The sequence below is a fragment of the Aeromonas popoffii genome, from assembly GCF_000820025.1.
GTDB lineage: Bacteria > Pseudomonadota > Gammaproteobacteria > Enterobacterales > Aeromonadaceae > Aeromonas > Aeromonas popoffii.
In genome coordinates, this window is the sequence record NZ_CDBI01000059.1 from 55,246 (window position 1) to 80,686 (window position 25,441).

A 25,441-nucleotide genomic window follows, 5' to 3' on the forward strand; every position below is an offset into this window, starting at 1 on the left:
GGCTCCTTACAGACGGCCGATGTTGGCGGCTTCCAGCTGCTGGAAGTAACGCACCGTCTTGACCTTGAGCTCCATGGTGGAGGGCTCGTCGCACACCATCATCCCCTTCGGATGCAGTTGCAGGGTGGAGATGGTCCACATGTGGTTGACGCTGCCTTCCACCGCGGCTTGCAGAGCCTGGGCTTTGGCGTGGCCGGTGACCAGGATCATGATCTCTTCGGCGTCCATCAGGGTGCCGACACCCACGGTCAGTGCCAGCTTGGGCACTTGCTCCATGTCGCCACCGAAGAAGCGGGAGTTGGCGATGCGGGTATCTTCGGTCAGGGTCTTGACCCGAGTACGGGAGGAGAGGGAAGAGGCCGGTTCGTTGAACGCGATGTGACCGTCATTGCCGATGCCCCCCATGAACAGGTGGATCTTGCCGTAGGACTTGATCTTGTCCTCATAGCGCTTGCACTCGGCCACCAGATCCTCGGCATTGCCGTTGAGGATGTTGATGTTTTCCGGGCGAATGTCGATGTGACAGAAAAAGTTGTTGTGCATGAAGCTGTGGTAGCTCTCGGGGTGATCTTCCGGCAGGCCAACATATTCGTCCATGTTGAAGCTGACCACGTGCTCGAAGCTCACTTCACCGGCTTTATGCAGTTCGATCAGACGCTGGTAAGTGTTGAGCGGGGTGCCACCGGTGGGCAGGCCCAGTACGAAGGGGCGATCGGCAGTGGGTTTGAACGCATTGATACGGTCAACGATGTAACGGGCAGACCACAGGCCCACTTGGCTGGCAGATTTCAACGGGATCAGGCGCATTGTAGATACCTCTGTACGGGTTGCTGCCGGGGTGTCGGCGGCAAATAGGCTGAGACGAATTTAAGTTGTTTTATAGCGTAAATAAAGATTGCAAAATAAGCCACATGTATCCGCCAACTTTCCTCGTTTGGGTGATAATGATCACGATTATAGGTTTATTAATTTGCGCAGCGAAATAAAAGACATAGACTGCCGATCAAGCCTTGATGGCTTATGCGTCAAACGTGATAAGCACTTAATTTCTAGAAAAACCTTAACTAAGGAGAGGAACCGTGAACATTCTCGGTTATATGCAAAAGATCGGCCGGGCCTTGATGGTGCCGGTAGCGGTATTGCCTGCCGCTGCGATCCTGATGGGGGTTGGCTACTGGATTGACCCGAACGGTTGGGGTGGCGACAGTGCGCTGGCTGCCTTCCTGATCAAGGCCGGTGCCGCCATCATCGACAAGATGGCCATCTTGTTTGCTGTCGGTGTTGCCTACGGCATGTCCAAGGATAAAGACGGTTCTGCCGCACTGGCCGGTCTGGTCGGTTTCCTGGTCGTGACCACATTGTTGAGCCCCGGGGCTGTCTCGCAAATTCAGCAGATCCCGCTGGATCAAGTGCCTGCCGCCTTCGGCAAGATCGAGAACCAGTTCATCGGTATCTTGACCGGTGTGATCGCCGCCGAGCTCTACAACCGCTTCAGCACCGTCGAACTGCACAAGGCGCTGGCCTTCTTCTCTGGCCGTCGTCTGGTTCCGATCGTGACCTCAGTGGTGATGATCGTCGTCGCCTTCATCCTGATGGCCATTTGGCCGGTCATTTACGGTGGTCTGGTGAGCTTTGGTGAATCCATCGTCAACCTGGGCGCTACCGGCGCCGGTATCTACGGCTTCTTCAACCGTCTGCTGATCCCGGTGGGCCTGCACCATGCCCTGAACTCCGTATTCTGGTTCGACGTGGCTGGCATCAACGACATCCCGAACTTCCTGGGTGGTCAGTCCTCCATTGACGCGGGTAAAGCGGTTGTGGGTGTCACTGGTATGTACCAGGCCGGCTTCTTCCCTATCATGATGTTCGGTCTGCCGGGCGCCGCGCTGGCCATTTATCACTCTGCCAAGAAAGAGAACAAGGACAAGGTTGCATCCATCATGATCGCAGCCGCCTTCGCCGCTTTCTTCACCGGTGTAACCGAGCCGCTCGAGTTCTCCTTCATGTTTGTGGCGCCGGTGCTGTATGTCATCCATGCACTGCTGACCGGTCTGTCCGTGTTCATCGCCGCCAGCATGCACTGGATCTCCGGTTTTGGTTTCAGTGCAGGCTTCGTCGATATGGTTATTCAATCACGCAACCCGCTGGCCACTCAGTGGTACATGTTGCTGGTCCAGGGTTTGGTATTCTTCGGTCTTTACTACGCCATCTTCCGTGCCGTCATCGTCAAGTTAAACCTGAAAACCCCGGGTCGTGAAGATGATGAAGCCGTACCGGCTGCTGTTCAATCTACCAACCGTACCGAGTTGGCCAAGCAATACCTGGAAGTGCTGGGTGGTCAAGCGAACCTGGTCACCATCGATGCCTGTATCACCCGTCTGCGTCTGACCCTGAAAGACCGTAGCATCGTCGATGAGCGCAAGCTGAAAGCCCTGGGCGCGGCCGGTGTGGTCAAGCTCGGTGAACAGAACCTGCAGGTGATTCTGGGCCCCTTGGCCGAGATCATGGCCGGTGAGCTGAAGGCCCTGCGTTAATCGGGCGCCAAGCTCGCCTCAAGTCTAAGTCCATTGTTGACATAACTAGGGCCCCGCCATGGGGCCCAATATAAAAAAAGCCAAGAAAATCCAACCTTTACTTCAAATGAGAGCAGCAGTTATGAACTTGAAACATTCTCTGTTAGCCATTGCCATGTCTACCGTTTTCATCAGCCAGGTCCAGGCCGCCGATGCTGCCAAGCAAGCCGTGGTGGACTCTCTCGCCAATAATTTGGTGGTCAGGTACGAAGTGGTCACCAACGACGGTGCCGGCGCAGGCCTCGATTGCCAGGCGCTGGGTTCCGAGTGGGCGAGCTGTGGCGTTGCCAAGCTGCACCTGACCAACACAGGTGCTGAGGTGACCTCCAAAGATTGGAACATCTATATCTCCTCCATCCGTCGTATCCAGCGTGTGGATAACGACCAGTTCACCATCACTCACATGACTGGCGACCTTTATCGTTTGACGCCCACCGGGCAGTTTAAGGGCTTTGCCAAGGATGCCACGGTCGAAGTGCCGCTGGTGGTGGAATATTGGGTATTGTTCGAATCCGACATCATGCCGAACTGGTATGTCGCCAGCGAAGGTGCCGAGCCGAAAGTACTGGCCAGCATGAGCAACATCGATGATGCCAGCACCTATCAGAAGCCGATGCCGGCCGATGGCTGGAAGCGCACCAAGGATGACCACAACATCCTGATGAACAGCGAAACCCGTTTCGCTGCCAACCAGACCAGCAGCCTGCTGCCGGCCAGCAAGATCGATGACCAGATAGTGCCGACCCCGCTCAAGCAAGTGATCAAGGCGGGCCCGCAGGTTGACTTCTCCAGCATCAAGCTCAATGCGCTGGACCTGCCAAGCGATCGCGCCGAGGCCCTGAAGGCTCAACTGACCAAGCTGGGTGTTACCCTCTCCGACACCGGCTACCCAGTGACCATCAAACTCGGCAGCAAGCTCAAGCAGGCGGAAGGTTATGACATGACCATAGGCCCGCAGGGCACTGTGATCCAGGGCCATGATATCGAGGGGGCTTTCTGGGGGGCGCAATCCCTGATCTCCCTGCTGGGTGTTGACGACAAGCGGGTCAGCCTGATGAGCGTCGAGGATGCGCCGCGCTTTGAATACCGCGGTATGCAGACCGATGTGGCCCGCCACTTCAGAAGCCTCGATACCATGAAGAAACTGGTTGACCAGATGTCTGCCATGAAGCTCAACACGCTGCACCTGGGGCTGACCAACGATGAGGGCTGGCGTCTGGAGATCCCGGGTCTGCCGGAGCTGACTGACGTCGGTAGCCAGCGTTGCCACGACGAGTCCGAAACCAAGTGCCTGATGCCGCAGCTGGGCTCCGGCCCGACCAGCGACAATCAGGGCTCCGGTTTCTACAGCAAGTCCGACTACATCGACCTGGTGCGTTATGCCAAGGCGCGTGGCGTGACCGTGATCCCCGAGATCAACATGCCAGCGCACGCCCGTGCGGCTGTGGTCTCCATGGAAGCGCGCTACCAGCGTCTGATGGCAGAAGGCAAAGAGGCGGAAGCCAACCAGTTTCGTCTGACTGATCCGGCGGATACCTCCAACGTCACCTCGGTCCAGTTTTACGACAAGATGTCCTTCATCAACCCTTGCCAGCCGGGGGCGGCGACCTTCGTGGCCAAGGTGATGGATGAAGTGGCCCAGATGCACCAGGCCGCCGGTCAGCCGTTGACCGCCTGGCACTACGGTGGTGACGAGGCGAAGAACATCATGCAGGGCGGTGGTTATCAGGATCCGGCCGTTACCCAGAAAGCCGATCTGGTCGCCTGGAAGGGCAATGTCGATTCCAGCAAGCAGGACAAGCCGTTTGGCAAGTCGCCGGTCTGCCAGAAGATGATCGCCGATGGCAAGATCAAGGACGTGGCCGAGCTGCCGGTCTATTTTGCCAAGGAAGTGAGCGCGCTGGCGAAAGAGCGTGGCTTCTCCACTCTGCAGGCGTGGGAAGATGGGCTGAAGTACGCGAGCAGCGCCAAGGATTTCGCCACCGACAAGACAGTGGTCAACTTCTGGGAAACCCTCTACTGGGGTGGCTTCAACGAAGCGATGAAGTGGGCGCACAAAGGGTATGACGTCGTGCTCTCCAACCCGGATTACCTCTACTTCGACTTCCCGAACGAAGTACACCCGGCTGAGCGTGGCTACTACTGGGCAACCCGTTTCAACGACACCCGCAAGGTGTTCGCCTTCGCCCCGGAAAACCTGCCGCAGAACGCCGAGACCTCGGTTGACCGCGACGGTAACGCCTTCGTGGCCAAGGGTGACCAGGATCCGGTCAAGTTCAAGGGGATCTCCGGTCAGCAGTGGAGTGAAACCGTGCGGACCGATGCTCAGTACGAGTACATGGTCTACCCGCGTATCTTCTCTGTGGCCGAGCGTGCCTGGCACAAAGGTGGCTTCGAGCTGAACTATGTGAAGGGTCGCGAGTTCTCCGGCGAGACCACGCATGTCAACAAGGCCGCCCTCGACCAAGAGTGGAACCAGTTTGCCAACGTATTGGGTCAGCGCGTGTTGCCGAAACTGGATCAGGCCGGTGTTGAATACCGCCTCTCCGTACCGGGTGCCAAAGTGGTGAACGGTGTGCTGGAAGCGAACGTGGATCTGCCGGGTCTGCCCATCCAGTACAGCCTGGACGGCACCACCTGGAGTGCCTATGACGCCGCGGCCAAGCCAAGCGTGAGTGGCAAGGTCTACCTGCGTACCACCAGCTTCGATGGCAAGCGCACCAGCCGCGTTACCGAACTGAACGGATAGCTGTCAACCGTTAACTCAAGGTGGGTCGCAAGACCCGCCTTTCCCCAGGACGATGGTGTATCGGCCTTGGGAAAGGTTGACTGTGCGTGTGAGCCTTTGTTGTGTGTGTGTATTGTCTATTTGTGTTTTTTCATCACCTTGAACCCCGCCCTGTGCGGGGTCTTTTTTATCCGCCATGACATTCAGCGAGTGGGCGCGTGTCGTTTTGACCTGCCCGCGCCCCGAATCGGGTAAATTCAGGTTGAGACAGGGCGCGTAATGAGGGATCATAACCGGCTTGATGGCGGGGGGTTGAGGGTGCCAGCCGGCACAACTTCCGCCAGTGACGCATTTTTGAGGTGAGCCATGAGTCAGGCGAACAGCCCAACTAACTTTATTCGTCAGATCATTGATGAAGATCTGGCCAGCGGTAAGCACAACAGCGTGCATACCCGTTTTCCGCCCGAGCCGAACGGTTATCTCCATATCGGCCACGCCAAGTCCATCTGCCTGAACTTCGGCATTGCCCGTGACTATCAGGGCCAGTGCAACCTGCGTTTCGATGATACCAACCCGGTGAAAGAAGACATCGAATACGTGGAGTCCATCAAGCAGGACGTGCAGTGGCTCGGCTTCCAGTGGAATGGCGAGATCTGCTACTCCTCCGACTATTTCGACAAGCTGCACGGCTACGCCATCGAGCTGATTGAAAAGGGTCTGGCCTATGTGGACGAGTTGTCTGCCGAGCAGATGCGCGAATACCGCGGCACCCTAACCGAAGCTGGCAAGAACAGCCCGTTCCGCGATCGCAGCGTGGAAGAGAACCTGACGCTGTTTGCCAAGATGAAGAACGGCGAGTTCGCCGAAGGCAGTGCCTGCCTGCGCGCCAAGATCGACATGGGGTCCCCCTTCATGGTGATGCGCGATCCGGTTATCTATCGCATCAAGTTTGCCCACCACCACCAGACCGGTGACAAGTGGTGCATCTACCCCATGTATGACTTCACCCACTGCATTTCGGACGCGCTGGAAGGGATCACCCACTCCATCTGTACCCTGGAGTTCCAGGACAACCGCCGTCTGTATGACTGGGTGCTGGACAACATCACCATCGACTGCCACCCCCGTCAGTACGAGTTCTCTCGCCTGAACCTCGAATACACCGTCATGTCCAAGCGCAAGCTGAACCTGTTGGTGACCGAGAAGCACGTGGATGGCTGGGACGATCCGCGCATGTTGACCGTCTCCGGTCTGCGTCGTCGTGGCTACACCTCTGCCTCCATCCGCGAGTTCTGCAAGCGCATCGGCGTCACCAAGCAGGACAACATCGTCGAGATGAGCATGCTGGAAGCCTGCATCCGTGACGATCTCAACGAGAACGCACCGCGTGCCATGGCCGTGCTGCATCCGGTGAAGGTGGTCATCGAGAACCTGGCGGCCGACGAGGTGCTGACCGCACCGGCGCACCCGAACAACGCCGAGATGGGCACCCGCACGCTTCCCTTCACCCGCGAAATCTTCATCGACGAAGCGGACTTCAAAGAAGAGGCGAACAAGCAGTTCAAGCGGCTGGTGCTGGGCAAGGAAGTGCGCCTGCGCAACGCCTATGTGATCAAGGCCGAGCGAGTCGAGAAGGATGCGGATGGCAAGGTGACTTGCATCTACTGCACCTACGATCCCGAGACCCTGGGCAAGGATCCGGCCGATGGCCGCAAGGTGAAGGGCGTGATCCACTGGGTCAGCGCCACTCACTCCCTGCCGGCCGAGATCCGCCTCTACGATCGTCTGTTCAAGATGCCGAACCCGGGTGCCGAGGCTGACTTCGAGGCGGCGCTCAACCCGGATTCCCTGGTGATCATCAAAGGCGCCCGTGTGGAAGCTTCCCTGCAGAACGCCAAGCCGGAGTTTGCCTACCAGTTCGAGCGTGAAGGCTACTTCTGCGCCGACAACAAGCTCTCCAGCGCCGATCACCTGGTGTTCAACCGCACCGTGGCCCTGCGCGACGTATGGGGCAAGGCCGAGGCCTGATGGCCACAGCCTGACAAGCAGAGGGCAGGGGAGACCCTGCCTCTTCTTGTCCGGATTACGGACACAAAAAAAGCCAGCGCTATGCTGGCTTTTTTATTGGCCGGTGCAAGCCGCTATCAATCGTCGTGCTTGCAATCGCCGTTGGCGCAGTGGCCATACAGATAGAGGCTGTGATTGGTCAGGCGAATGTTGTGCAGCTTGGCGATGTCGCGCTGGCGCTGCTCGATCACTTCGTCGGAGAACTCGATAACCTTGCCACAATCGAGGCAGACCAGGTGATCGTGGTGTTCCTGGGTAGCCAGCTCGAACACCGACTTGCCCCCTTCAAAGTGGTGACGGGTAACAATACCGGCATCATCGAACTGGTTGAGAACGCGATATACGGTAGCGAGACCAATCTCTTCACCCTGGTCGATCAGTCGTTTGTACAGATCTTCCGCACTGGTGTGCTGGCAATCCGGCTGTTGCAGGATTTCCAGAATTTTGACGCGGGGCAAGGTGATCTTGAGCCCGGCCTTTTTTAACGCTTGGTTGTTGTCTGCCATATTCTACTTATTCGCATTCTCGAAGGTGTGGTCATTCTGATTGACTGCCGCTGGAATGGCAACCACGAACTCGCTTGGCCTGTCATTATAGGTCGTAGCTCACCTAAAAATAAACCCAGTAATTCAAGGGCTTTAGCGCAAAGTCCGCCATTTTGCCGAACTGGTTCAATCGCGGCCTCAGCTTGCTCGCCCATCGAATGTTGATAAGATGTAACCTTCTTCATTGTCTGGTCGGATGAGAACCATGGATTGGCTTTTTGACAATGCGGCCTGGGTGCGCCGCGCCCTCAACGCCTGGCCCCCCTTCTGGGGCGCCGGTATCAAGATAGAGACCCTGAGCGATGATTTTCGCTACTGCCGTGTGACGCTCAAGTCTCGTTGGTGGAACAAGAACGCCAACCGTACCCAGTTTGGCGGCAGCATGTTTGCTATGACGGATCCCATCTATCCGCTGATGCTGATGGGCTATTTCAAGAATCGCTATTACGTCTGGGACAAGGCGGGCTGCATCAACTACATCAAGCCGGGCAAAGGCAAGCTGGTGGCCGAATTCAACCTGACCGACGGCAAGCTGGCCGAGATAGCGGCGGCCACCGAGGGGGGTAACAAGCACTTCCCCGAGTTTGAGGTGACGGTACAGGACAAGGGCGGCGAGCTGGTGGCCCAGGTCAAGCGTACCCTCTATGTGCGCGCCAAACCTGAGCACAGGGGCGGCTAGCAAGGGCATATCGCAGAAACAACAAGGGCCCCGGCGGGGCCCTTGTTGTCAGAGGTGACTGGCTTGCCGGATCACTCCAGTTCGGCCAGGCACATCTCTTCATGCAGCTGCTTGCACCAGCCCTTGACGCGCTCGGCGGTCAGCTCTGGCTGGCGATCTTCGTCGATACCCAGACCGACGAAGTGCTTGTCATCCACCACAGCCTTGGAGGCTTCAAACTCGTAACCGGCGGTTGGCCAGTTGCCGATGATGATGGCGCCTTTGGCTTCGACTATGTCACGCAGGGTGCCCATGGCGTCGAGGAAGTACTCGGCATAGTCTTCCTGATCGCCACATCCGAAGATGGCGACCAGCTTGTTGGTGAAGTCGATCTCTTCCAGCTCGGGGAAGAAGTCATCCCAATCGGCTTGGGCTTCGCCGTAGTACCAAGTCGGGATACCGAACATCAGCAGATCGAAGCTGTCGATGTCGGCTTTGCTGCTCTTGGCAATGTCACGGACTTCAATCAGTTGTTTGCCCAGTTCTTTCTGGATCATCTTGGCGACAGCTTCGGTATTACCGGTATCGCTGCCGAAAAACAGACCTACACTAGCCATAGTGTTTAGTTACCCGTATCTGGTGTTAATACTTAACGGTCAGATTGCAATGCCTGCTGGATTCGCAGACTCAATCTGTTGCTTCAGGATAGATTGGATCAGCTCGGCTCGGCTGACGTTCTGTTGTAACGCAAGTTGGTTCAGGCGCTCCAGCAACTCGGCCTCCACCTTTAACTCAACCCGTTTCAGGCCATTCTCTCGATCGCGCTTAAGCTGGTTGCGCTTGTTGATCTTGAGTTGGGTCTCACGGGGGAGTGGATTGGTCTTTGGCCTGCCGGGGCGCTTCTCATTTGCGAACAGATCCAGTGTTGTTCGATCAGTTTGCTGTTTGGCCATACATCACAGATGAAAATAAGTTAGCCGATCCCTGAGCCTTCCCAGCCCAATTCGATCAGCCCCTTGGCGACAAAACCCGCGCAACCGAGAAAGAGAACCAACCAGACGATGAGTCGGCCGAAACGGGGCACATTACCGCGTTTGAGCACGTCGTGAATGGCCAAGCCAATCAATATGAAAATGGCCAGAAAGAACAACTTCAGGCCCAGACTCTCAATAAGATCGATATGTTCACTTAGCATGGATTGCGCACACTCCTTATGACGGGCGCACTATATCACAAAGGATTTGAAACTGTTAACCGCCTGTCGACAGGAAATCCACAACCAATTTGTTGAACAAAACCGGCTTTTCTGCGTGCAGCCAGTGGCCGGTTCCTGCGATAACGCGCGCCTTTGCCGCCGGGAATTGCGCCATCACTGTCTCGGTGTGCGGAGGCTGCATGTAGTCAGAATCCCCCCCCTTGATGAAGAGCGCAGGTCCCTCGAAGCGGGTCTGGTCGTCGGGCCAACCCATGATGTTGGCGTAGTTGCGCTCCAGCGCTGGCACGTTGAAACGCCAGCCCCAACCCGACTCCCCTTTGGCGAAAGACTTGAGCAGGAACTGGCGCACGCCGGGTATCTCGACATATTGGGCCAGCAGGGCTTCCGCCTCGCTGCGGCTCTGCATCGGCTGGCGCAGGGTGGCGTTGAGACCGGCAAACACATTCTGATGGCGGGCATGGGGATAGGCGACCGGCGCTATGTCGGCCACCACCAGCTTGCCGATCCGGGTGGGCGCTTGCTTGGCCAGCTGCATGGCGACCTTGCCGCCCATGGAGTGACCAACCAGGGATACCTGATCCAGCGCTAGGGCGTCGAGCAGGGCGAGCACATCGGCAGCCTGCTGGGGATAGCTCATCTCATCGCTGTGGAACGAGGTGCCATGGTTGCGCAGATCCACGCTGATGACCCGGCACTGTTCGCCGAGGGCGCGCGCCAGCAGCCCCAGGTTGTCCAGACTGCCGAACAGACCGTGGATCAGCACGACGGCCGGGCCCTGGCCCTGCTCCTTGAAGTTCAATAATGGGTTTTGTTGCAAAATGACACCTTGTCGGTCGTGGGCTTTTTCGCCTGTTTTTTAACACACTGAAAGAAAAGGATTTCATTCCTTGTGAGGCATTTTTTGTGGTTTTTTTTCAAAAAAATGGCCCCGTACGCGCTATCAGTGCGGAGGATCACACACTTGGCCCGCCATTATGCCGTATTCTCGATGAGATTCATGCACATCTGCCAGCCCTTGGCTTGGGCTGCCGGGTTTGCCTATGTATAATCGCCGCATCCGAATTTCGACGAGTCCAGCGCATCCCTATGAAAACCATCGAGCTTGATGACGATCTCTACTTCTATATCGCCAGCCAGACCCGGCACATTGGTGAGAGTGCCTCCGATATCCTGCGCCGTCTGCTGGAACACCCCACGCACATCGAAGTGCCGCTGGCCGAGCCAGCCGCCGTTGCCCAGCCGCGTGTTGTCGCCGATGCCATGGGGTTGCAGGCCCTGCTCGATTCCGGCGAGCTGCAAAAAGAAGAGAGGTCCATCAACCGCTTCATGCTGGTGCTCAGTACCCTCTATCGGGATGATCCGGTCGGGTTTACCCAGGGCACCGAAATCAAGGGTCGCAAGCGAGTCTATTTTTCGCGGGATCCTGAGGCTCTGCGCGCCAGTGGCAGCACCACCAAGCCCAAGCCGGTACCGGAAACCCCGTTCTGGGTGATCACTAACACCAATACCAGCCGCAAGCAGAATATGGTGGCCCAGCTGATGGCCAGCATGGGCTATGGCGAAGAGGTGATCGCGCAGGTGTGCAGCGCAATTTAACGGTTTATCAAGACTCAGGCCTTGCCCGCCAAGGCCGCCATCAAGCAAGGACAACGCCATGGCACAGCATTCCCACGCCGGTCAGCCGGCCCGTTTAAGTGACCTGACCAACATCCCCCGTCTGGTCAGCGCCTACTACCTCAACAAGCCGGACATGAGCCGCCCCGAGCAGCGGGTGGCCTTCGGCACTTCCGGCCACCGTGGCAGCGCCCTGCACAACGCCTTTACCGAATCCCACATTCTGGCGGTGACTCAGGCGCTGGTGGAGTATCGCCAGCAGGCCGGTATCACTGGCCCGCTGTTTGTCGGCATGGATACCCATGCCCTGTCAGAATCCGCCTTTGCCAGCGCAGTCGAAGTGCTGGCGGCCAACGGCGTCGAAACCCGCATTCAGGCTGGCCTCGGCTTTACCCCGACCCCGGTCATCTCTCACGCCATCTTGCGCTACAACTCTGGCAAAGAAGGGGCCAGCAAGTCTGCTGCCCGTGCTGACGGTGTGGTGATCACCCCGTCTCACAACCCGCCGGAAGATGGTGGCTTCAAGTACAACCCGCCCCACGGTGGCCCCGCGGAAGGGGAGATCACCAAGTGGGTGGAAGACCGTGCCAACGCCATTCTGGAAGCGGGTCTGGCCGGCGTGAAACGGATGCCGTTCGCCGAAGCCCTCAAAAGCCCGTTCGTGGTGGAGCACGACTATGTCACCCCTTATGTGGATGATCTGAAGAACGTGCTGGATATGGATGCCATCAAGAACGCGGGCATCAAGATCGGTGTCGATCCGCTGGGTGGCTCCGGCGTCGCCTACTGGGACGTCATCGCCAAGACCTATGGTCTGAATATCGAGGTGGTGAACTACAAGGTAGACCCCACCTTCTCCTTCATGACCCTGGATAAAGACGGCAAGATCCGGATGGACTGCTCCAGCCCGTTCGCCATGGCGAGCCTGATTGCCCTGAAAGACAAGTTCGACATCGCCCTTGGCAACGACCCGGACTACGACCGTCACGGCATCGTCACCAAATCCGGCTTGATGAACCCGAACCACTATCTGGCGGTGGCGATCCAGTATCTGTTTACCCATCGCACCGGCTGGTCTGCCGATGCTGCCGTCGGCAAGACGCTGGTCTCTTCTTCGATGATTGACCGGGTTGCCGGCGAGATTGGCCGCACCCTGAAAGAGGTGCCGGTTGGCTTCAAGTGGTTCGTGGATGGCCTCTACAGCGGCGAGTTCGGCTTTGGTGGCGAGGAGAGCGCTGGCGCCTCCTTCCTGCGCAAAGATGGCACCGTCTGGACCACCGACAAGGATGGTTTCATTCTGGCGCTGCTGGCGGCTGAAATTCTGGCGGTGACCGGCAAGGATCCCCAAGCCCATTACGACGCGCTGGAAGCCAAGTTTGGCTGCTCCTGCTACCGCCGCATCGACGCCCCGGCCAACAGTGCCCAGAAAGCGGTGCTCTCCAAGCTGGATCCGGCACTGGTGGAAGCCTCAACGCTCGCCGGTGAGCCCATCATCGCCAAGCTGACCCGAGCACCGGGCAACGATGCCGCCATCGGCGGCCTCAAGGTGGTGACCGAGAACGGCTGGTTCGCGGCGCGCCCCTCCGGCACCGAGTCCATCTACAAGATCTACATGGAGAGCTTCAAGGGCGAAGCACATCTGGATCTGATCCAGCAAGAGGCTCAGCAGATCGTCTCTGCGGCCTTGGCCAAGGCTGGCGTCTAAGCCTGCGTCCAGCCACTGAAAGCTAAATAAAAACTGATTTAAAACCAAAAGAGGAGCCGCAATGACTCCTCTTTTTTATTCCTCTTGGCCGAGGTTGTCTGCGCTCATGCCTTGTCTAACTGGACTGTGCTCGCCCTGCGGGCCTGCCAGCGTTTGAAGAAGGGCCGCGCCGGCAGCTTCATCAGGAAGAGGGAGAGCAGGATCACCCCTATGCCGAGCCACTGGCGGCCATCCAGGGTCTCTCCCACCATCAGTACCCCAAGTGACACCGCCATCATGGGATTGGTGAGGGCCAGCATGCCCATTACCTCGGGGCCGTGGTGCTTTAACCCCCACAGCCAGGCCCAGTAGCCCAGTGCGGTGTTAAGCAGGATAAGCCAGAGCAACCCCGGCGCACTCGCCGGACGGGGTAGCGGCATTGGGCCAGCCAGCCACCAGGCAAGCGGGATCAGCATTAAGCCCCCCAGCAGCAGTTGCCAGGCAGTCAGCGCCAGCAGATCGTTTACCGGCCAGCGTCGCATCCAGCGGCTGGATTGGCCGATGAGCAGGGTGGCCAACAGGGCGCACGTCACGCCGACAGGATCCAGATTGGCGGAGGGGTTGAGCAGCAGCAAGACCCCGACAAGTCCCATCAACCCCAGCAGCAGCCACTTCAGGCTGGGTCGTGTGCCATCCTGCAGCCAGGCCAGCAGCATGAGCACCAGCGGCAGTGTGGCGCCGAGCGTGCCCGCTACGGCCCCCGGCAGCCGGAAGGCGGCCACGAACAACAAAGCGAAGAAGGCGGTGATGTTGCAAAACGCCAGCAGAAACTGCTTGCCCCAGGGCAGGGGGGGTAGGCGCGGGTGCAGCAACAGCAGTAGCAGCCCGGCGGGCAAGGCGCGCCACACCGCCACCCAGTAGGGGGAGTAGTCGGTCAGATAGAGGCTGACGACGGCATAGGTGCTGCCCCACAGCAGGGGAGCCAGCAGGGCGATCAGCAGAGGCATCATTTATCTCTTTGTGAAGTATCTTTAAATGAAGATAATTTAGTCCCAAATTGGTTTAGTATCAAGTATCTCGATGAAAAGATAAGTGACCTGAGATGGACAGTGATCATGTAGACCTGCTGCTGGCCCAGTGGGCACGGCAGAGACCGGATCTCGACTGCTCGCCCATGGGGGTGCTGGGTCGGGTGGCGCGTATGGCGGCGATCGCCGGCCGCGAGGTGAGCGAAGAGCTCAAGGAGTGCGGCCTGCTCGGCAGTGACTTCGATATTCTGGCAACCCTGCGCCGGGCCGGCGAGCCGCTGACGCCGACCGTGCTCTATCAATCGGCCATGTTGAGCTCGGGGGCCATGACGGCCCGGCTCGACAAGTTGGCCGAGCGGGGGCTGATAGAGCGGCAGGCGGCACCCAGCGACAGGCGCAGCCTGCTGGTCTGCCTGACCGAGGCGGGCAGGGTGCTTATCGACCGGGCGGTCGAGTTGCACGTGGCCAACGAGCGCCGTCTGCTGGCGCCACTGACCGAGGCCGAGCAGGTGCAGCTGGCGGCCCTGCTCAAGCGCTGGCTGTTGGAAAACGAATGATGAAACGGGCCCGCGGGCCCGTTTTGGTTGGCAATCTGGTGCCCGATTCAGTCACCGCCTCTGGCATCCTTCACCGCCAGCCCCAGCTGCCACACCGCCATGGCGTAGTGGGTGCTGTGGTTGTAGCGGGTGATGGTGTAGAAGTTGGGCAGGCCGTACCAGTATTGATAACCACTGCCTACGTCGAGGCGCAGCAGGCTCGATTCGCTGTGGTTGCCCAGGCTGCTGGTGGGGGTAAGCCCTGAGCGGCGCAGGGTGGCGACCGGGTAGCGGGTCTGGAAGCCGTGCTCATAGCCGGGCAGTTGGCCCTGACCACGTACCGCCACCGGCTGTCCCTTCTCCCAGCCATGGGCTTTGAAGTAGTTGGCCACGCTGCCGATGGCATCCACAGGATCCCACAGGTTGGTGTGGCCGTTGCCGTTGAAGTCCACCGCATAGCGTTGGAAGCTCGACGGCATGAACTGGCCATAGCCCATGGCACCGGCGTAGGAACCCTTGGGTTCGGTGGGATCCATCCCCTCATCCCGGGTCATCACCAGGAAGGACTCCAGCTCGCTGGTGAAGAACTCGGCCCGGCGCGGGTAGTCAAATGCCAGGGTCACCAGCGCATCCAGAATGCGGGTCTTGCCCATCACCCGGCCCCAGCGGGTCTCTACCCCGATAATGCCGACGATGATCTCGGGTGGTACGCCATAGAGCTGGTAGGCTCGGTTTAGTTCGCTTTCGTATTCGCGCCAGAAATTGACGCCGTTTTGCACGTTGTCGGGGGTGATGAACTTGGCGCGGTAGCGATTCCAGGCGCCTGTCGGGCCTGTTGGCTTGGCGGTCGTCGGGGCCTGGGCATCCATCAGCCGGATGATCCAGTCAGAACGCTCCGCCTGTGCCAGTACCCTGTGCAGCTCGGCACTGTCGAAACCGTGCTTTTGCACCATGTGTTGCACGAACTGATCTACGCTGCTGCGATTGGCAACATCCCCCTGTCCGTAGACGGGGCGGCTCGGCGGCGTCTGATTGATGAAAGCGCTCTTGGGCTGGGGTGTGACCACGGGCTTGGCAGCCGGTGTGCTGCTGCAGCCATAGAGCAGGGGAAACAGGGAAAGTGTGAGTACGGAGACAAGGCGACGCATAAGGTTCTCATGAGCCTGACAAAGAGTGCCGACATGGTAAAACATTGTCATCCGCGCGCAAGTGTTCCGTGCGCCTGACACGTCGCCAAAGCATCGTGCGATGGATTACCCCTTGGGGGCCGGGGCGACTCAGCGCAGGGTGTGATAACCGCTCCAGAGCCGGGTCAGGGTGGTGATGAGGCAGAGCAGGGCAAAGCCATAGGCGAGGGTTGCAAAAGCCGCGGGCCAGAGGCACATCAGCACGAACAGCGCGATGGTCTCGCTCCCCTCGGTGAGCCCACCGAGATAGTAGAGGGACTTGTGGTGGTAGACGGGGTTTTCTATCCCCCGCCTGCCCGCCATGATGGCGAAGGCCAGAAAGCTCGAGCCCGTCCCCATGAAGGTGAACAGCAAGGTGGCGGCGGGCAGGGCGTTGGCGGGGGCGCTCAGGGCAAAACCCAGCACCACGGCGGCGTAGAAGATGAAATCGAGGGTGATGTCGAGAAAGCCGCCGCAGTCGGTGATGCTGGTTTCCCGTGCCACAGCGCCGTCGAGCCCGTCCAGCAGCCGGTTGCACAGGATGGCCGCGAGCGCCCACTGATAGCAACCAAAGGCCAGCAGCGGCAGCGCCAGCATGCCGACGGCAAAGCCGGTGAGGCTTATCTGGTTGGCGCTTATGCCGGCCCGGCACAGCGGCTTGGCCAGCTGGGTGAGGGGGCGGCGGATCATGGGAATAAGGTGGCGATCAAACAAGGTCGGGGTCCTCGGTTAGCAAACAAAGAGACGGTGTGAGATCGAGTATGGTGCCGGGGGCATCCTCCTCGTCATGGGTCACCAGGATGGCTGGGATGCCTTTGGCCTTGAGCCGCTCGAACACCAGGGTTCTGAACGCGGCGCGCAGCGGTTTGTCGAGGCGGGAGAAGGGCTCGTCCAGCAGCAGGGCTTGCGGTTCGGCCAGCAGCGCCCGCAGCAAGCTGACCCGCGCCCGCTGACCGCCGGAGAGCTGCTGCGGCAGCTTGTCAGCCTGATCCGCCAGCGCGACCTGTGCCAATGTCGTTACCGCCTTTTCCCGTCGTGCACTTCTTCCCTTGATGGCGGCAGGCATGCCAAACATCAGGTTCTCTGCCACTGTCAGATGGTCAAACAGCAGGTCATCCTGAAACAGCATGCCAATGTGCCGCGCCTGGGGGGGCAAGGGGGTAAGCAGTCGCTCGTCGAGCCATATTTCCCCCTCCAGCCGGATGGGTCCCCTGGGGGGCAAGACCCCCGCCAGCGCCGCCAGCAGCGAGCTTTTACCGCAACCGCTTGGTCCCATCAGAGTCAGCACCTCGCCCGGCGCCACCTGCAGTGCAGGCAGCGACAGCAGCAGGTTTTCATCGAGATAGAGGCGAAGAGGCGTGGTGTTTAGCATCGGCAAGTTCTCGTGTTCAGCGGGCGCCCTTGAGCGCCGGATTGAGCCGGGCCGGCAGCCAGAGCGCCAGCAGATAGATAACGAGCGGCAGCAGCAGTTGCAGCAGGCCGTAGAGGCCCGCCAGCCGCCGATTGAGGCCGCTGCCGATGGCCACCGCCTCAGTCGTGATGGTGACCACCCGGCCCGCGCCAAACAGCAGGGTCGGCAGATACTGGGCCAGACTCACCGCCGCCCCCACCGCCAGGGCAAACAGCAGCGGGCGGGCCAGCAGGGGCCCCTTCACCTGCCACCAGACACGCCAGGGGCGGGCACCCAGCGTCAGCGCGGCTTGCACAAGGCGCGGGTCGAACTGGCGGTAGGGACCGTGCAGGCAAAGGTAGACGTAGGGGAAGACAAACAGCAGCTGGCTCCAGAGCACCCAGCCCCAGCCGATGCCATGGGCTGTCCAGTGAAGGCTTAGCCAGTCGAGCCCCAGGCGGACGCCAAACAGCAGGCTGGCCTGGGGCAGCAAGAGTGGCAGACAGATGAGCCAGAGCGGCCAGGGGCGGCGACCCTGTTGCGCCTCCAGGCTCAGCACTGCCATCACCAGTGCCAGCAGCCCGCTTGCCAGTGCCAGCAGGGCACTGTGGGTGAGCAGCGGTATCAGGCCCGGCAGCAGATCTTGCCAATGCTGGCCGCTCCACTGGCTTGGCAACAGGTCGGGGAAGGACCAACGGCGCGCCAGCGACCAGAGCAGCAGCGCCCCCAGCACCGCCAGATTGACCGCGATCAGGACAAATACGCTGCCGCTGGCCAGGTTGGCGGCCAGCAGGCCAGGCTCGGTCCGGCGGCCATCGAGCCAGATGTGCTTGCCGATAGTCGTGTGGCACCACTCCAGCAGCCGCACACCGGCGAGCAGCAGCAGGCTGAGGGCGAGCAGCAAGAGGGCTCCGCTGGCGGTGGCGCCACGCCAGACGAGATCCGGATCCTGATACCAGAGCCACAATCTGACCGCCAGCGGGGCGGGGGCATCGGGCCCCAGCAGCTGGGCCAGATCCACCACGGCCACCCCGTAGGCGGCCACCGCATAGAGGGGCAGGCGCAGGGCGGGCCAGAGCGCTGGCAGCCGCAAGCGCCACCAGATCTGCGGCGCGCTGAACCCCATGCTGGCACCGAGCCACTGCTGGCGAGCCAGCTTGGCGGGATCCAGTGCGGCCAGCGCCATCAGCAGCAGAAAGGGCGTTTCTTTCAGGATCAGGGCGAGGATCAGCCCAAGGCCCAGCGGATCTTTAATGGTCTGCCAGTCGGGGGGAAACTCAACGCCAGTGAGTGCTGGCGAGATGAGGCGCAGCAGCCAGCCGGAGGGAGCGAGCAGAAAGGCCAAACCGATGGCAAAGGCGACGTGGGGCAGTGCCAGCAGGGGAGAGAGCAAGCGCTGCAGCAGCGAAAAGGCCCGGCTCTGTGCGCCCTGCTGGCCGCTGTGTGCCAGCAGCAGTGCCGTCAGCAGCAGGCTGCCCAGGGTCGAGGCGGCGCCAATCCAGAGGCTCAGGGCAGCCGAGTGCCAGAGGCCGGGCTGGGCCAGCAGCAGCTGAAGGTGCGGGGGGGCCATCCCTTCGGCCAGCAACAGCCCGATTCCCCCCAGCACAGGGACGGCCAGCAGGGCGGCGCAGCCAGCGCCAAAAAACGGGCGCCAGTTGGATAGGATGGGACCGGCCAGGATCATCAGTGAGCGTAGCGCTCGGCCCAGGTCGCTTCGAGTCGCAGCTGCCAGCTGGGATGGGGCTCGCCCACTGCCTTGAAGCGCAGCGCAGACGCCTGTTTGGCCGAGACCGGCAGGGCGCTGGCTTGCAGCACGCTGGGATCGCCCCAGAAAGCGGGCTCGGCCTTGCGTACCTGGGCCACCGGGCTCAGCAGGAAGTTGGCCACCACCTTGGCGCCGGCCCGGGCGCTGGCGTTGAAGGGGATGGCGAGGAAGTGGCTGTTGGTCAGCGCCCCTTTCTCCATGGCGACGGCCACCACATTGGGGGGCAGGGTGCCGTTTTGCACCGCGCTCTGGGCCTCTTGGGGGTTGAAGCTGATGGCCATGGCGAGCTCACCATCATCGAGCAACTGGCGGGTCTCGGCGGCGCTGGCGGGGAACAACTTGCCCTTGCGCCAGAGCGCCGGATGCAGTGCATCGAGCCAGGCCCAGAGCGGGGCAGTGAGCCGGTCAAAGTCGGCGTCGGTCGCCTCCCGATAGAGGGGGGCGGGATCCGCTGTCAACTCCAGCAGGATCTGCTTGAGAAAGCTTGCGCCATGAAACTGGGGTGGCTTGGGATAGGTGAAGCGACCGGGATGTTCCTTGACCCAGGTGAGCAGGGCGGTTGCCGAGGTGGGCGGGGTGGCCACCTCGTCCCGATTGACCATGAGGTTGAGCTGGCCTATGCCCCAGGGCGCCTCCAGCCCGTCGACCGGCACGGTGAAGTCCTCACTCACCGGCAGCGTCGTGTCCACCAGCGCCATATTGGGCAGATCCTGGGTAAAGGGGGCACCCAAAAGGCCCTGCTCCTTGAGCGCCTTGAAGTTCTCGCCGTTGACCCAGAGCAGATCGATGGGGCCGCCTGTGTGCTTACCTGCCTGTTTGTTGGCCAGTAACTGGCTGACGCTCTGGGCTATGTCATCCACCTTCACCTGCACCAGCTTGACCTGATACTGGCGCTCAAGCTCCTGGCCGGCCCACACCAGATAGGCGTTGATCTCCGGGCTGCCGCCCCAGGCGTTGAAGTAGACGGTCTGCCCTTTCGCCTCCTCAAGGGTCCGTTGCCAGTTGTCATCGGGATTTGCTAACAGCGGGCCGCTGGCCAGCAGGGGCAGGGCGCACAACAGGGATTTGAGCAAGGGCAGAGTCTTGAGCATGTGAGTTACCTTGGGCAAAGGGTCAGGCGCCACGGCGCCAGCTATGATATCGGGCCAGCAGGGCCAGCACCCGGGTGGGCTGGTGAGCCCGCTTCCACTCGCCGGCCACGTACTTGTTCCCCTCCATCAGGGTAGGATAAGCGTGTATGGTGGCGAGGATCTTGCCAAGCCCCAGCTGGTGGCGCATGGCGAGCACGAATTCGGCGATCCGCTCGCCGGCGTGAGTGCCCACTATGGTGGCACCCAGGATCTTCTCCTTGCCGGGCACGGTGAGCACCTCGATAAAGCCATGGCGCTCACCGTCGGCAATGGCGCGATCCAGCTCGGCCAGCTCGAAGCGGGTCGTCTCGAAGGGGATACTCTCTGCCTCTGCCTCCTTGCGGTTGAGGCCGACCCGGGCGATTTCCGGCGTGGTGTAGGTGGCAGTTGGGATCACCCTGTAGTCCGCCTTGAAGCGCTTGAACTGGCCGAACAGGGCATTAACGGCGGCATACCAGGCCTGATGGGCGGCAACGTGGGTGAACTGGTAGGGACCTGCCACGTCCCCCACCGCCAAAATGCTGGGGTAGTTGGTGGCGAGAAAACCATCGACGGCAACCGTGCCACGGGGTGCCAGTTCCACCCCTAGCGCCTCCAGCCCGAAGCCACTCACATTGGCAACCCGTCCCAGTGCCAGCAGCAGTTGATCTCCCTCAATCACTTGCACGTCATCGCCTCGGCGCAGTTGCAGTCGAATGGGCAGCGGCGTGTCTTGTGCCTCTGCTGATGGCAGATAGTCGACCCGCTCGGTGCGCCAGCCGGTGAGCACAGTGACACCGTCACGGGCCAGCTGTGATTGCAGCGCGTCGGCCACCTCCCGCTCTTCACGTGGCAGCAGTTGATCGGCCAGCTCCACTTGCGTGACCGGGATGCCGAGCAGGGCAAAGCTCTGGGCCAGCTCGCAGCCGATGGGGCCGCCGCCAAGCACCAGCAAGCGGCGCGGCGGGGTGCGCAGCTGCCAGAGGCTATCCGAGGTGAGATAAGGCACGTCGGCCAATCCGGGTAGATCCGGCACAAATGGTCTGGCGCCGGTGGCGATGACGATATGGCGGCTGGTAAGGCGCTGGCCGTTCACTTCCACCTCCCAGGGGGAGATCAGTCGCGCCTCCCCTTCGATACACTCCACCCCAAGCCCTTCATAGCGTTCTACCGAGTCGTGGGGCTCGACCTCCTTGATGACCGTCGCCACCCGCTCCATCACAGCGGCAAAATCGGCGCAGGATTGGCTTGGGCTAAAGCCCAGCGCTTCGGCCTTGCGCTGCTCGGCGGCAAAGCGGGCGCTGCGGATCAGCGCCTTGGAGGGGACGCAGCCGCTGTTGAGGCAATCGCCCCCCATCTTGTGTTTCTCGACAAGCGCCACCTTGGCCTTCACTGCTGCGGCGATATAGCTGGTGACCAGCCCACCGGCACCGGCGCCGACTACCAGCAGGTTGTAGTCATAACGGGCGGGCTTTCGATAGGGGGCGTGCAGGCGGCGCAGGGCAAGCTGTTGTATGGCGCGCTTGATCAAGAAGGGCATCAGCCCCAGCAGGGTCAGCGCCACCATCAGGCCGGGGGAGAGAATGTTGCCCGTGCTGGTTAATTGGCCAATCTCGCTCCCCGCCAACACATAGACGAAGGTGCCGGGCAGCATGCCAAGCTGGCTCACCCAGTAGTAGGTACTGACTCTGATGGGGGTGAGCCCCATCAGCAGGTTGACCAGAAAGAAGGGGAAGAGGGGGATAAGGCGCAGGCTCAGCAGGTAGAAGGCGCCGTCCTTCTCCATCCCGGCCTGGAAGGTGGCCAGCTTGTCGCCAAAGCGGGCCGTGACCCAGTCGCGCAGCAGAAAACGGGCGCTGAGAAAGGCCAGGGTCGCGCCAATGGTGCTGGCAAAGGAGACCAGCAGCAGCCCCCAGCCGATCCCAAACACTGCGCTGCCGCCCAGGGTGAGCAGGCTGGCGCCGGGTAGGGAGAGGGCGGTGCTCAGCACATAGATGCTCACAAACAGCAGGCAGGCGGCGACAAAATGGCTGTCGACCCATTGCGCCAGTGCGGCCTGCTGGGCTTGCAAGGCGCCCAGACTGAGGTAGCGGCCAAGATCGAGGGCAAAGAAGGCGCCGATGAGGCACCCCATCACCAACAGAAGCAGCAGGCGGGCCCGGTTCATCAGGCGTCCTTGCTGTCTGGCTGGGCGGGACGCTCGGGTTGCACCGGCAACTGGCAGAAGCCCTGCGGTGCGATATCGAGGGCGGCGTTGAACTTGGCCGACATGTTCTGGAAGGCGATAAGGCCGGTCAGCTCCACCATGGCATCGTCATCGAACCAGGGCTTGAGGCGGGCCGCCTGTTCATCGTTGACCCCATCCAGTCCTGTCATGGCTTCGGTGTAGTCGAGCACCGCCTTTTCCCGCTCGTCGAACAGGGGGTTGTTGCGCCAGTGGGCCAGCGCCTCCACCTTCTCGCTGGAACCGGCCCGCTTGATGAGGGTCATGGCGTTGATGTCGACGCAGAAGCGGCACCAGTTGAGCTGGGAGACCCGCACCGTCACCAGGGAGCGCAGCACGGGATCGATGGGGGAGCGCCTGCGGTTGATGACGCCGTAGAGGGTGGCCACGGCGGCAAACAGCCGTGGCGAGCGGCCCCAACATTTGCCCGGGATCAGCACCTGGCCGTAGTTGCGTTTTTGCAGCCAGAAAAAGGGGCGGATAAACCAGGCATATTCCCGATCGGGTTTGACCTCAACGCGCATGTTATTCCTCTTTTTTGTTCTGCATCTTGGGTTTGTAGGCACCCCCCAGCCGCTCATTGAGCCGGATCAGAAATACCTCGATCCGTGCCCGGTTGGTACCCAGATCGCTGCGTCCCTGGCGGGAGGCCGAACGCATGTCGATGCGGGTCTCCTTGGGGCCGGCAAAGACCCGCAGCGCCACATCGTCCTGAAAGCCGAACCAGCCGGTGGTGGCCACTGCATCGAGGCCGTCCGGGCTCGGTCGCACCTGCCAGCCCAGTTGTATCATCAGCGCGTGGGCCTCCGTGATCGCCTCGACCGGGGAGGCGCTCGTATAGAGAGGACCGGGTTTGCCCTCAAACGCGTTCAAGGGGGGCGAATTGATGGGCAGATCCTGCGCCGTTCTCAGCTCGGCGGCCCAGCGCAGGGGGGGGGGATTATAGGGATCCGTGCTGACATCGTTGAGCAGCGGCATACGCAGTGCCTGCACCAGGAACAGCAGGGGCAGCAGCAGCGGGGTGATCCCCCAGAGGCTCGGCACCTTATGCCGGCTCCAGGGCAGGCGTACCAGTAACAGGAGCGATATCAGCGCACCGAGCAGACAGATGGCGAACCCCAGCCACCAGGGCCAGAGGTGAGAGCGGCTGCCGAGGGCGCCAGCAAGGGGCAGCAACCAGGCCAGCAGGGGCCACCACAAATAACTGGGCATAACGGGGAACCACTGGTTATGATGGACAAGTACCCTGAAGGATAAACTTAATTGACTGATAACGTTAGTAAATTTATCTCAGTCCTGCTGCTTTTCCCAAGCGCTTCGCTGTGGGCTGACACAGCCGTGCTGGCGGCGGGGGACATGTGGCGCGCCGAGATCGTCTATGAGGCCATGCCTGGGGTGTCGCGGGTCGAACCCGGCTATGCCACACCCTTGCCGCAGGGAACTACGCCGGCACAGGAGCTGGCGCGGCGCCAGGCAGTGCGCATCGATTACGATCCGGTCCTGGTGGGTTATGGGGATCTGCTCAATGTCTTCTGGCAGCTGGTGGATGGGCACGATGGTGGCGGGCAATATTGCAATCGCGGCCAGGAATTTGTCCCGACCCTGTTGCCCAGAGATGATTATCAGTGGCGCCTGGCCCAGGTGAGCCTGACGCGTTGGCAGGCGCTACATGGTCGTGCGAGCCGGGTATCGCTCTGGCCGGATAGCCAATTCACGCCCGCACCCGAGATGGAGGACTGGGCGCAGCACCATCCCTGGCGCTTTGGTGTTTATGCCCACCGTTGCGGCGGCTGGCCCGTGGCATTGACATCCCAACCCTGAGCCATCAGTTGCGGTAAAGCACCTTGATGAGGTGGAAGCCAAACTTGGTGCGTACCGGGCCGAGTACGGTCAGCAGTTCGCCCTTGAACACGGCATCGTCAAACGGCTTGACCATGTCGCCCTTCGAAAACTCCCCCAGATCCCCCGAGCGTTTGGACGAGGCACAGGTGGAAAAACGCTTGGCCATCTGACCAAAGTCGGCCCCCTTGGCAAGTTTTTCCTTGATCTCCAGACACTGCTTCTCTGTCTTGACCAGGATGTGCTGGGCACAGGCTTTCTTCATATTGGCGCTCCTCGGCGGCGGGCAAATCGGGGCGCAAGATTACTCCAATTCCCGCCGCGCGTCAGCCGTCATGCAGGGATTAACTGCGGGTGCGGGCGCCGAGGCGGGCCCTTGGACGCGATTGCCACAGGATCTCCAACCCCAGCAGGGCATGCAGGCTCCAGATGGCCAAGGGGTTGAGCCAGTCGCCCCCCAGTTGCAAGGTGGCCAGGGCGCAGCTTGCCAGCAAGAGGGTGATGCCCGGCAGACGCCAGTGCACCGGCAGTGGCGCCAGTATGGCGATGCCCAGCAGGATGGCGAGCCCGAACGGCAGGTTGAGGGCGGTGAAGGCCAGTGCCTGCTGGCCGTTCATGCCGGTCAGCAGGGCCACCAGGGCGCTGCAACAGGCGAGAAAGGTGATGAATTCGAGTCGGTCCGCAATATAGTCAGCCATCTGTTCACTACGTGCAGGCATGATGTGTTTCCTTCGGTGAAGAGCGCCGGGGCGACGGGACCCTGGACTCATGACGCCGGTGCGGGCGATGTGTTGTCTTCGGTAGATGAACCCAGTGTGGGCGAGACAAGGAGCCGGGGGGAGCGGGATAAATCGATTGAGGTGAACGAGGCTTTGATTGTTCAGATTCAACCAGTTGATTTTTATCATCTAAAGTAAGCCTTGGTTCAAGGAGGAAGGCAGGGCTCAGGGGGGAGGTAGCGGGCTGGCCGTCGTCATCTTGACCACTTGCCGACAGTTGATGTCGCGTCGGCGAGGGGGTGTTGGTGCAAGGGGGATGCGAGACAAACCGCCGCTTGTGATGCATCTTATGGCTTGATGGCTGAGGAATGGCCTTTTTTTGCCCACAATGGCATCAGTCTGTGGCGCTGGCGGGAAGTAAAGTGGGCAAGCCGAGTGACAAAGGCTTCAATACTATGGTGAATTTCGATGCCGCTTCGCTCTGATGTTGCGCTGGGGATATGCTAGGATGAGGCGCGCTTGCCATCGAGTGAGCCTCATATGCATTCTGACTCTTGCATTATTTTAATCATGTTTTTCG

25 protein-coding genes are annotated in these 25,441 nt (G+C 60.6%); 8 read left to right on the plus strand and 17 right to left on the minus strand.

Annotated elements, in window-relative coordinates:
- Window positions 1–6: 6 nt before the first annotated feature.
- Entirely contained in the window at window positions 7–807 is an 801-nt protein-coding gene (gene nagB, locus BN1129_RS12305) for a glucosamine-6-phosphate deaminase (protein ID WP_042036895.1), read from the minus strand.
- A gap of 272 nt (window positions 808–1,079) precedes the next feature.
- Here nagB and nagE point away from each other — a divergent pair, with 272 nt between their 5' ends.
- From nagE to glnS, 3 genes are all read left to right on the plus strand, one after another.
- Window positions 1,080–2,534, plus strand: a complete 1,455-nt coding sequence (nagE, locus tag BN1129_RS12310) for an N-acetylglucosamine-specific PTS transporter subunit IIBC (protein ID WP_042036897.1) — start codon at window positions 1,080–1,082, stop codon at window positions 2,532–2,534.
- A gap of 121 nt (window positions 2,535–2,655) precedes the next feature.
- A complete protein-coding gene (locus tag BN1129_RS12315; RefSeq protein WP_042036900.1) occupies window positions 2,656–5,322 on the plus strand; it encodes a beta-N-acetylhexosaminidase in 2,667 nt (888 codons plus the stop codon).
- A 345-nt stretch (window positions 5,323–5,667) separates the two neighbouring features.
- A complete protein-coding gene (gene glnS / locus BN1129_RS12320) occupies window positions 5,668–7,329 on the plus strand; it encodes a glutamine--tRNA ligase (RefSeq protein WP_042036902.1) in 1,662 nt (553 codons plus the stop codon).
- A 116-nt stretch (window positions 7,330–7,445) separates the two neighbouring features.
- On the opposite strand, the gene fur is transcribed toward glnS, so the two are convergent.
- Entirely contained in the window at window positions 7,446–7,874 is a 429-nt protein-coding gene (gene fur, locus BN1129_RS12325; protein ID WP_042036904.1) for a ferric iron uptake transcriptional regulator, read from the minus strand.
- Window positions 7,875–8,118: 244 nt separating this feature from the next.
- Between fur and BN1129_RS12330 the strand changes: the two genes are divergently transcribed.
- Window positions 8,119–8,592 carry a DUF4442 domain-containing protein gene (locus BN1129_RS12330; RefSeq protein WP_042036905.1) on the plus strand — a complete coding sequence of 158 codons (474 nt, stop codon included), beginning with the start codon at window positions 8,119–8,121 and terminating at the stop codon, window positions 8,590–8,592.
- Window positions 8,593–8,663: 71 nt separating this feature from the next.
- Here BN1129_RS12330 and fldA read toward each other — a convergent pair whose 3' ends face one another.
- The 4 genes from fldA to BN1129_RS12350 are packed head-to-tail and all read right to left on the minus strand — an operon-like array spanning window position 8,664 to window position 10,586.
- The gene (gene fldA / locus BN1129_RS12335; RefSeq protein ID WP_017412672.1) at window positions 8,664–9,188 is read right to left on the minus strand and encodes a flavodoxin FldA; all 525 of its coding nucleotides are present in this window, start codon (window positions 9,186–9,188) and stop codon (window positions 8,664–8,666) included.
- Window positions 9,189–9,227: 39 nt separating this feature from the next.
- Window positions 9,228–9,524: a LexA regulated protein gene (ybfE, locus tag BN1129_RS12340; protein WP_042036906.1), complete on the minus strand. Its 297-nt coding sequence runs from the start codon at window positions 9,522–9,524 to the stop codon at window positions 9,228–9,230.
- A gap of 20 nt (window positions 9,525–9,544) precedes the next feature.
- On the minus strand, window positions 9,545–9,766 hold the full coding sequence (locus BN1129_RS12345) for a DUF2788 domain-containing protein (protein WP_042036907.1): 222 nt from the start codon (window positions 9,764–9,766) through the stop codon (window positions 9,545–9,547).
- A gap of 55 nt (window positions 9,767–9,821) precedes the next feature.
- Window positions 9,822–10,586: an alpha/beta fold hydrolase gene (locus BN1129_RS12350; RefSeq protein ID WP_042036908.1), complete on the minus strand. Its 765-nt coding sequence runs from the start codon at window positions 10,584–10,586 to the stop codon at window positions 9,822–9,824.
- A gap of 287 nt (window positions 10,587–10,873) precedes the next feature.
- On the opposite strand from BN1129_RS12350, the gene seqA reads away from it, so the two are divergent.
- Entirely contained in the window at window positions 10,874–11,383 is a 510-nt protein-coding gene (seqA, locus tag BN1129_RS12355) for a replication initiation negative regulator SeqA (protein ID WP_042036910.1), read from the plus strand.
- A gap of 58 nt (window positions 11,384–11,441) precedes the next feature.
- Window positions 11,442–13,106, plus strand: a complete 1,665-nt coding sequence (gene pgm, locus BN1129_RS12360) for a phosphoglucomutase (alpha-D-glucose-1,6-bisphosphate-dependent) (protein ID WP_042036912.1) — start codon at window positions 11,442–11,444, stop codon at window positions 13,104–13,106.
- 104 nt (window positions 13,107–13,210) lie between these two features.
- Here the strand turns inward: pgm and BN1129_RS12365 are convergent, their stop codons facing one another.
- Window positions 13,211–14,092 carry a DMT family transporter gene (locus BN1129_RS12365; protein ID WP_042036913.1) on the minus strand — a complete coding sequence of 294 codons (882 nt, stop codon included), beginning with the start codon at window positions 14,090–14,092 and terminating at the stop codon, window positions 13,211–13,213.
- A 95-nt stretch (window positions 14,093–14,187) separates the two neighbouring features.
- Between BN1129_RS12365 and BN1129_RS12370 the strand changes: the two genes are divergently transcribed.
- Window positions 14,188–14,670, plus strand: coding sequence for a MarR family winged helix-turn-helix transcriptional regulator (locus tag BN1129_RS12370; RefSeq protein ID WP_042036914.1), 483 nt, complete (start codon window positions 14,188–14,190; stop codon window positions 14,668–14,670).
- Between the two features lie 47 nt (window positions 14,671–14,717).
- Here the strand turns inward: BN1129_RS12370 and mltB are convergent, their stop codons facing one another.
- From mltB to BN1129_RS12410, 8 genes are all read right to left on the minus strand, one after another.
- Complete coding sequence (mltB, locus tag BN1129_RS12375) at window positions 14,718–15,797, minus strand: lytic murein transglycosylase B (RefSeq protein WP_042036915.1); 1,080 nt, start codon at window positions 15,795–15,797, stop codon at window positions 14,718–14,720.
- A 129-nt stretch (window positions 15,798–15,926) separates the two neighbouring features.
- Complete coding sequence (locus tag BN1129_RS12380) at window positions 15,927–16,529, minus strand: CDP-alcohol phosphatidyltransferase family protein (RefSeq protein WP_042036917.1); 603 nt, start codon at window positions 16,527–16,529, stop codon at window positions 15,927–15,929.
- The gene (locus tag BN1129_RS12385; protein WP_042036919.1) at window positions 16,522–17,187 is read right to left on the minus strand and encodes an ATP-binding cassette domain-containing protein; all 666 of its coding nucleotides are present in this window, start codon (window positions 17,185–17,187) and stop codon (window positions 16,522–16,524) included. Before BN1129_RS12385 ends, BN1129_RS12380 begins: the two co-directional genes overlap by 8 nt.
- A gap of 16 nt (window positions 17,188–17,203) precedes the next feature.
- Entirely contained in the window at window positions 17,204–18,889 is a 1,686-nt protein-coding gene (locus tag BN1129_RS12390) for an ABC transporter permease family protein (protein ID WP_042036920.1), read from the minus strand.
- A complete protein-coding gene (locus tag BN1129_RS12395; protein ID WP_042036921.1) occupies window positions 18,889–20,061 on the minus strand; it encodes an ABC transporter substrate-binding protein in 1,173 nt (390 codons plus the stop codon). Before BN1129_RS12395 ends, BN1129_RS12390 begins: the two co-directional genes overlap by 1 nt.
- 22 nt (window positions 20,062–20,083) lie before the next feature.
- On the minus strand, window positions 20,084–22,246 hold the full coding sequence (locus tag BN1129_RS12400; protein WP_042036922.1) for an FAD-dependent oxidoreductase: 2,163 nt from the start codon (window positions 22,244–22,246) through the stop codon (window positions 20,084–20,086).
- Window positions 22,246–22,827 (minus strand): carboxymuconolactone decarboxylase family protein, encoded by a 582-nt coding sequence (locus BN1129_RS12405; protein WP_042036923.1) that lies wholly within the window; start codon window positions 22,825–22,827, stop codon window positions 22,246–22,248. Before BN1129_RS12405 ends, BN1129_RS12400 begins: the two co-directional genes overlap by 1 nt.
- Before the next feature lies 1 nt (window position 22,828).
- Complete coding sequence (locus BN1129_RS12410; protein WP_042036926.1) at window positions 22,829–23,515, minus strand: DUF1499 domain-containing protein; 687 nt, start codon at window positions 23,513–23,515, stop codon at window positions 22,829–22,831.
- 51 nt (window positions 23,516–23,566) lie between these two features.
- Here BN1129_RS12410 and BN1129_RS12415 point away from each other — a divergent pair, with 51 nt between their 5' ends.
- Window positions 23,567–24,124 (plus strand): peptide-methionine (S)-S-oxide reductase, encoded by a 558-nt coding sequence (locus tag BN1129_RS12415; RefSeq protein WP_042036928.1) that lies wholly within the window; start codon window positions 23,567–23,569, stop codon window positions 24,122–24,124.
- A gap of 4 nt (window positions 24,125–24,128) precedes the next feature.
- Here the strand turns inward: BN1129_RS12415 and BN1129_RS12420 are convergent, their stop codons facing one another.
- Window positions 24,129–24,407: a peptidylprolyl isomerase gene (locus BN1129_RS12420; RefSeq protein ID WP_005309750.1), complete on the minus strand. Its 279-nt coding sequence runs from the start codon at window positions 24,405–24,407 to the stop codon at window positions 24,129–24,131.
- A 79-nt stretch (window positions 24,408–24,486) separates the two neighbouring features.
- Window positions 24,487–24,861 carry a hypothetical protein gene (locus BN1129_RS12425; protein ID WP_042036929.1) on the minus strand — a complete coding sequence of 125 codons (375 nt, stop codon included), beginning with the start codon at window positions 24,859–24,861 and terminating at the stop codon, window positions 24,487–24,489.
- Window positions 24,862–25,441: the final 580 nt, after the last annotated feature.

Bases quoted from the DNA above. Each gene is read 5' to 3' on its own strand.
- nagB (WP_042036895.1), bottom strand. From the start codon at position 807: ATGCGCCTGATCCCGTTGAAATCTGCCAGCCAAGTGGGCCTGTGGTCT.
- BN1129_RS12315 (WP_042036900.1), top strand. From the start codon at position 2,656: ATGAACTTGAAACATTCTCTGTTAGCCATTGCCATGTCTACCGTTTTC.
- glnS (WP_042036902.1), top strand. From the start codon at position 5,668: ATGAGTCAGGCGAACAGCCCAACTAACTTTATTCGTCAGATCATTGAT.
- fur (WP_042036904.1), bottom strand. From the start codon at position 7,874: ATGGCAGACAACAACCAAGCGTTAAAAAAGGCCGGGCTCAAGATCACC.
- BN1129_RS12330 (WP_042036905.1), top strand. From the start codon at position 8,119: ATGGATTGGCTTTTTGACAATGCGGCCTGGGTGCGCCGCGCCCTCAAC.
- fldA (WP_017412672.1), bottom strand. From the start codon at position 9,188: ATGGCTAGTGTAGGTCTGTTTTTCGGCAGCGATACCGGTAATACCGAA.
- ybfE (WP_042036906.1), bottom strand. From the start codon at position 9,524: ATGGCCAAACAGCAAACTGATCGAACAACACTGGATCTGTTCGCAAAT.
- BN1129_RS12345 (WP_042036907.1), bottom strand. From the start codon at position 9,766: ATGCTAAGTGAACATATCGATCTTATTGAGAGTCTGGGCCTGAAGTTG.
- seqA (WP_042036910.1), top strand. From the start codon at position 10,874: ATGAAAACCATCGAGCTTGATGACGATCTCTACTTCTATATCGCCAGC.
- pgm (WP_042036912.1), top strand. From the start codon at position 11,442: ATGGCACAGCATTCCCACGCCGGTCAGCCGGCCCGTTTAAGTGACCTG.
- BN1129_RS12365 (WP_042036913.1), bottom strand. From the start codon at position 14,092: ATGCCTCTGCTGATCGCCCTGCTGGCTCCCCTGCTGTGGGGCAGCACC.
- BN1129_RS12370 (WP_042036914.1), top strand. From the start codon at position 14,188: ATGGACAGTGATCATGTAGACCTGCTGCTGGCCCAGTGGGCACGGCAG.
- mltB (WP_042036915.1), bottom strand. From the start codon at position 15,797: ATGCGTCGCCTTGTCTCCGTACTCACACTTTCCCTGTTTCCCCTGCTC.
- BN1129_RS12385 (WP_042036919.1), bottom strand. From the start codon at position 17,187: ATGCTAAACACCACGCCTCTTCGCCTCTATCTCGATGAAAACCTGCTG.
- BN1129_RS12390 (WP_042036920.1), bottom strand. From the start codon at position 18,889: ATGATCCTGGCCGGTCCCATCCTATCCAACTGGCGCCCGTTTTTTGGC.
- BN1129_RS12395 (WP_042036921.1), bottom strand. From the start codon at position 20,061: ATGCTCAAGACTCTGCCCTTGCTCAAATCCCTGTTGTGCGCCCTGCCC.
- BN1129_RS12400 (WP_042036922.1), bottom strand. From the start codon at position 22,246: ATGAACCGGGCCCGCCTGCTGCTTCTGTTGGTGATGGGGTGCCTCATC.
- BN1129_RS12405 (WP_042036923.1), bottom strand. From the start codon at position 22,827: ATGCGCGTTGAGGTCAAACCCGATCGGGAATATGCCTGGTTTATCCGC.
- BN1129_RS12410 (WP_042036926.1), bottom strand. From the start codon at position 23,515: ATGCCCAGTTATTTGTGGTGGCCCCTGCTGGCCTGGTTGCTGCCCCTT.
- BN1129_RS12420 (WP_005309750.1), bottom strand. From the start codon at position 24,407: ATGAAGAAAGCCTGTGCCCAGCACATCCTGGTCAAGACAGAGAAGCAG.
- BN1129_RS12425 (WP_042036929.1), bottom strand. From the start codon at position 24,861: ATGCCTGCACGTAGTGAACAGATGGCTGACTATATTGCGGACCGACTC.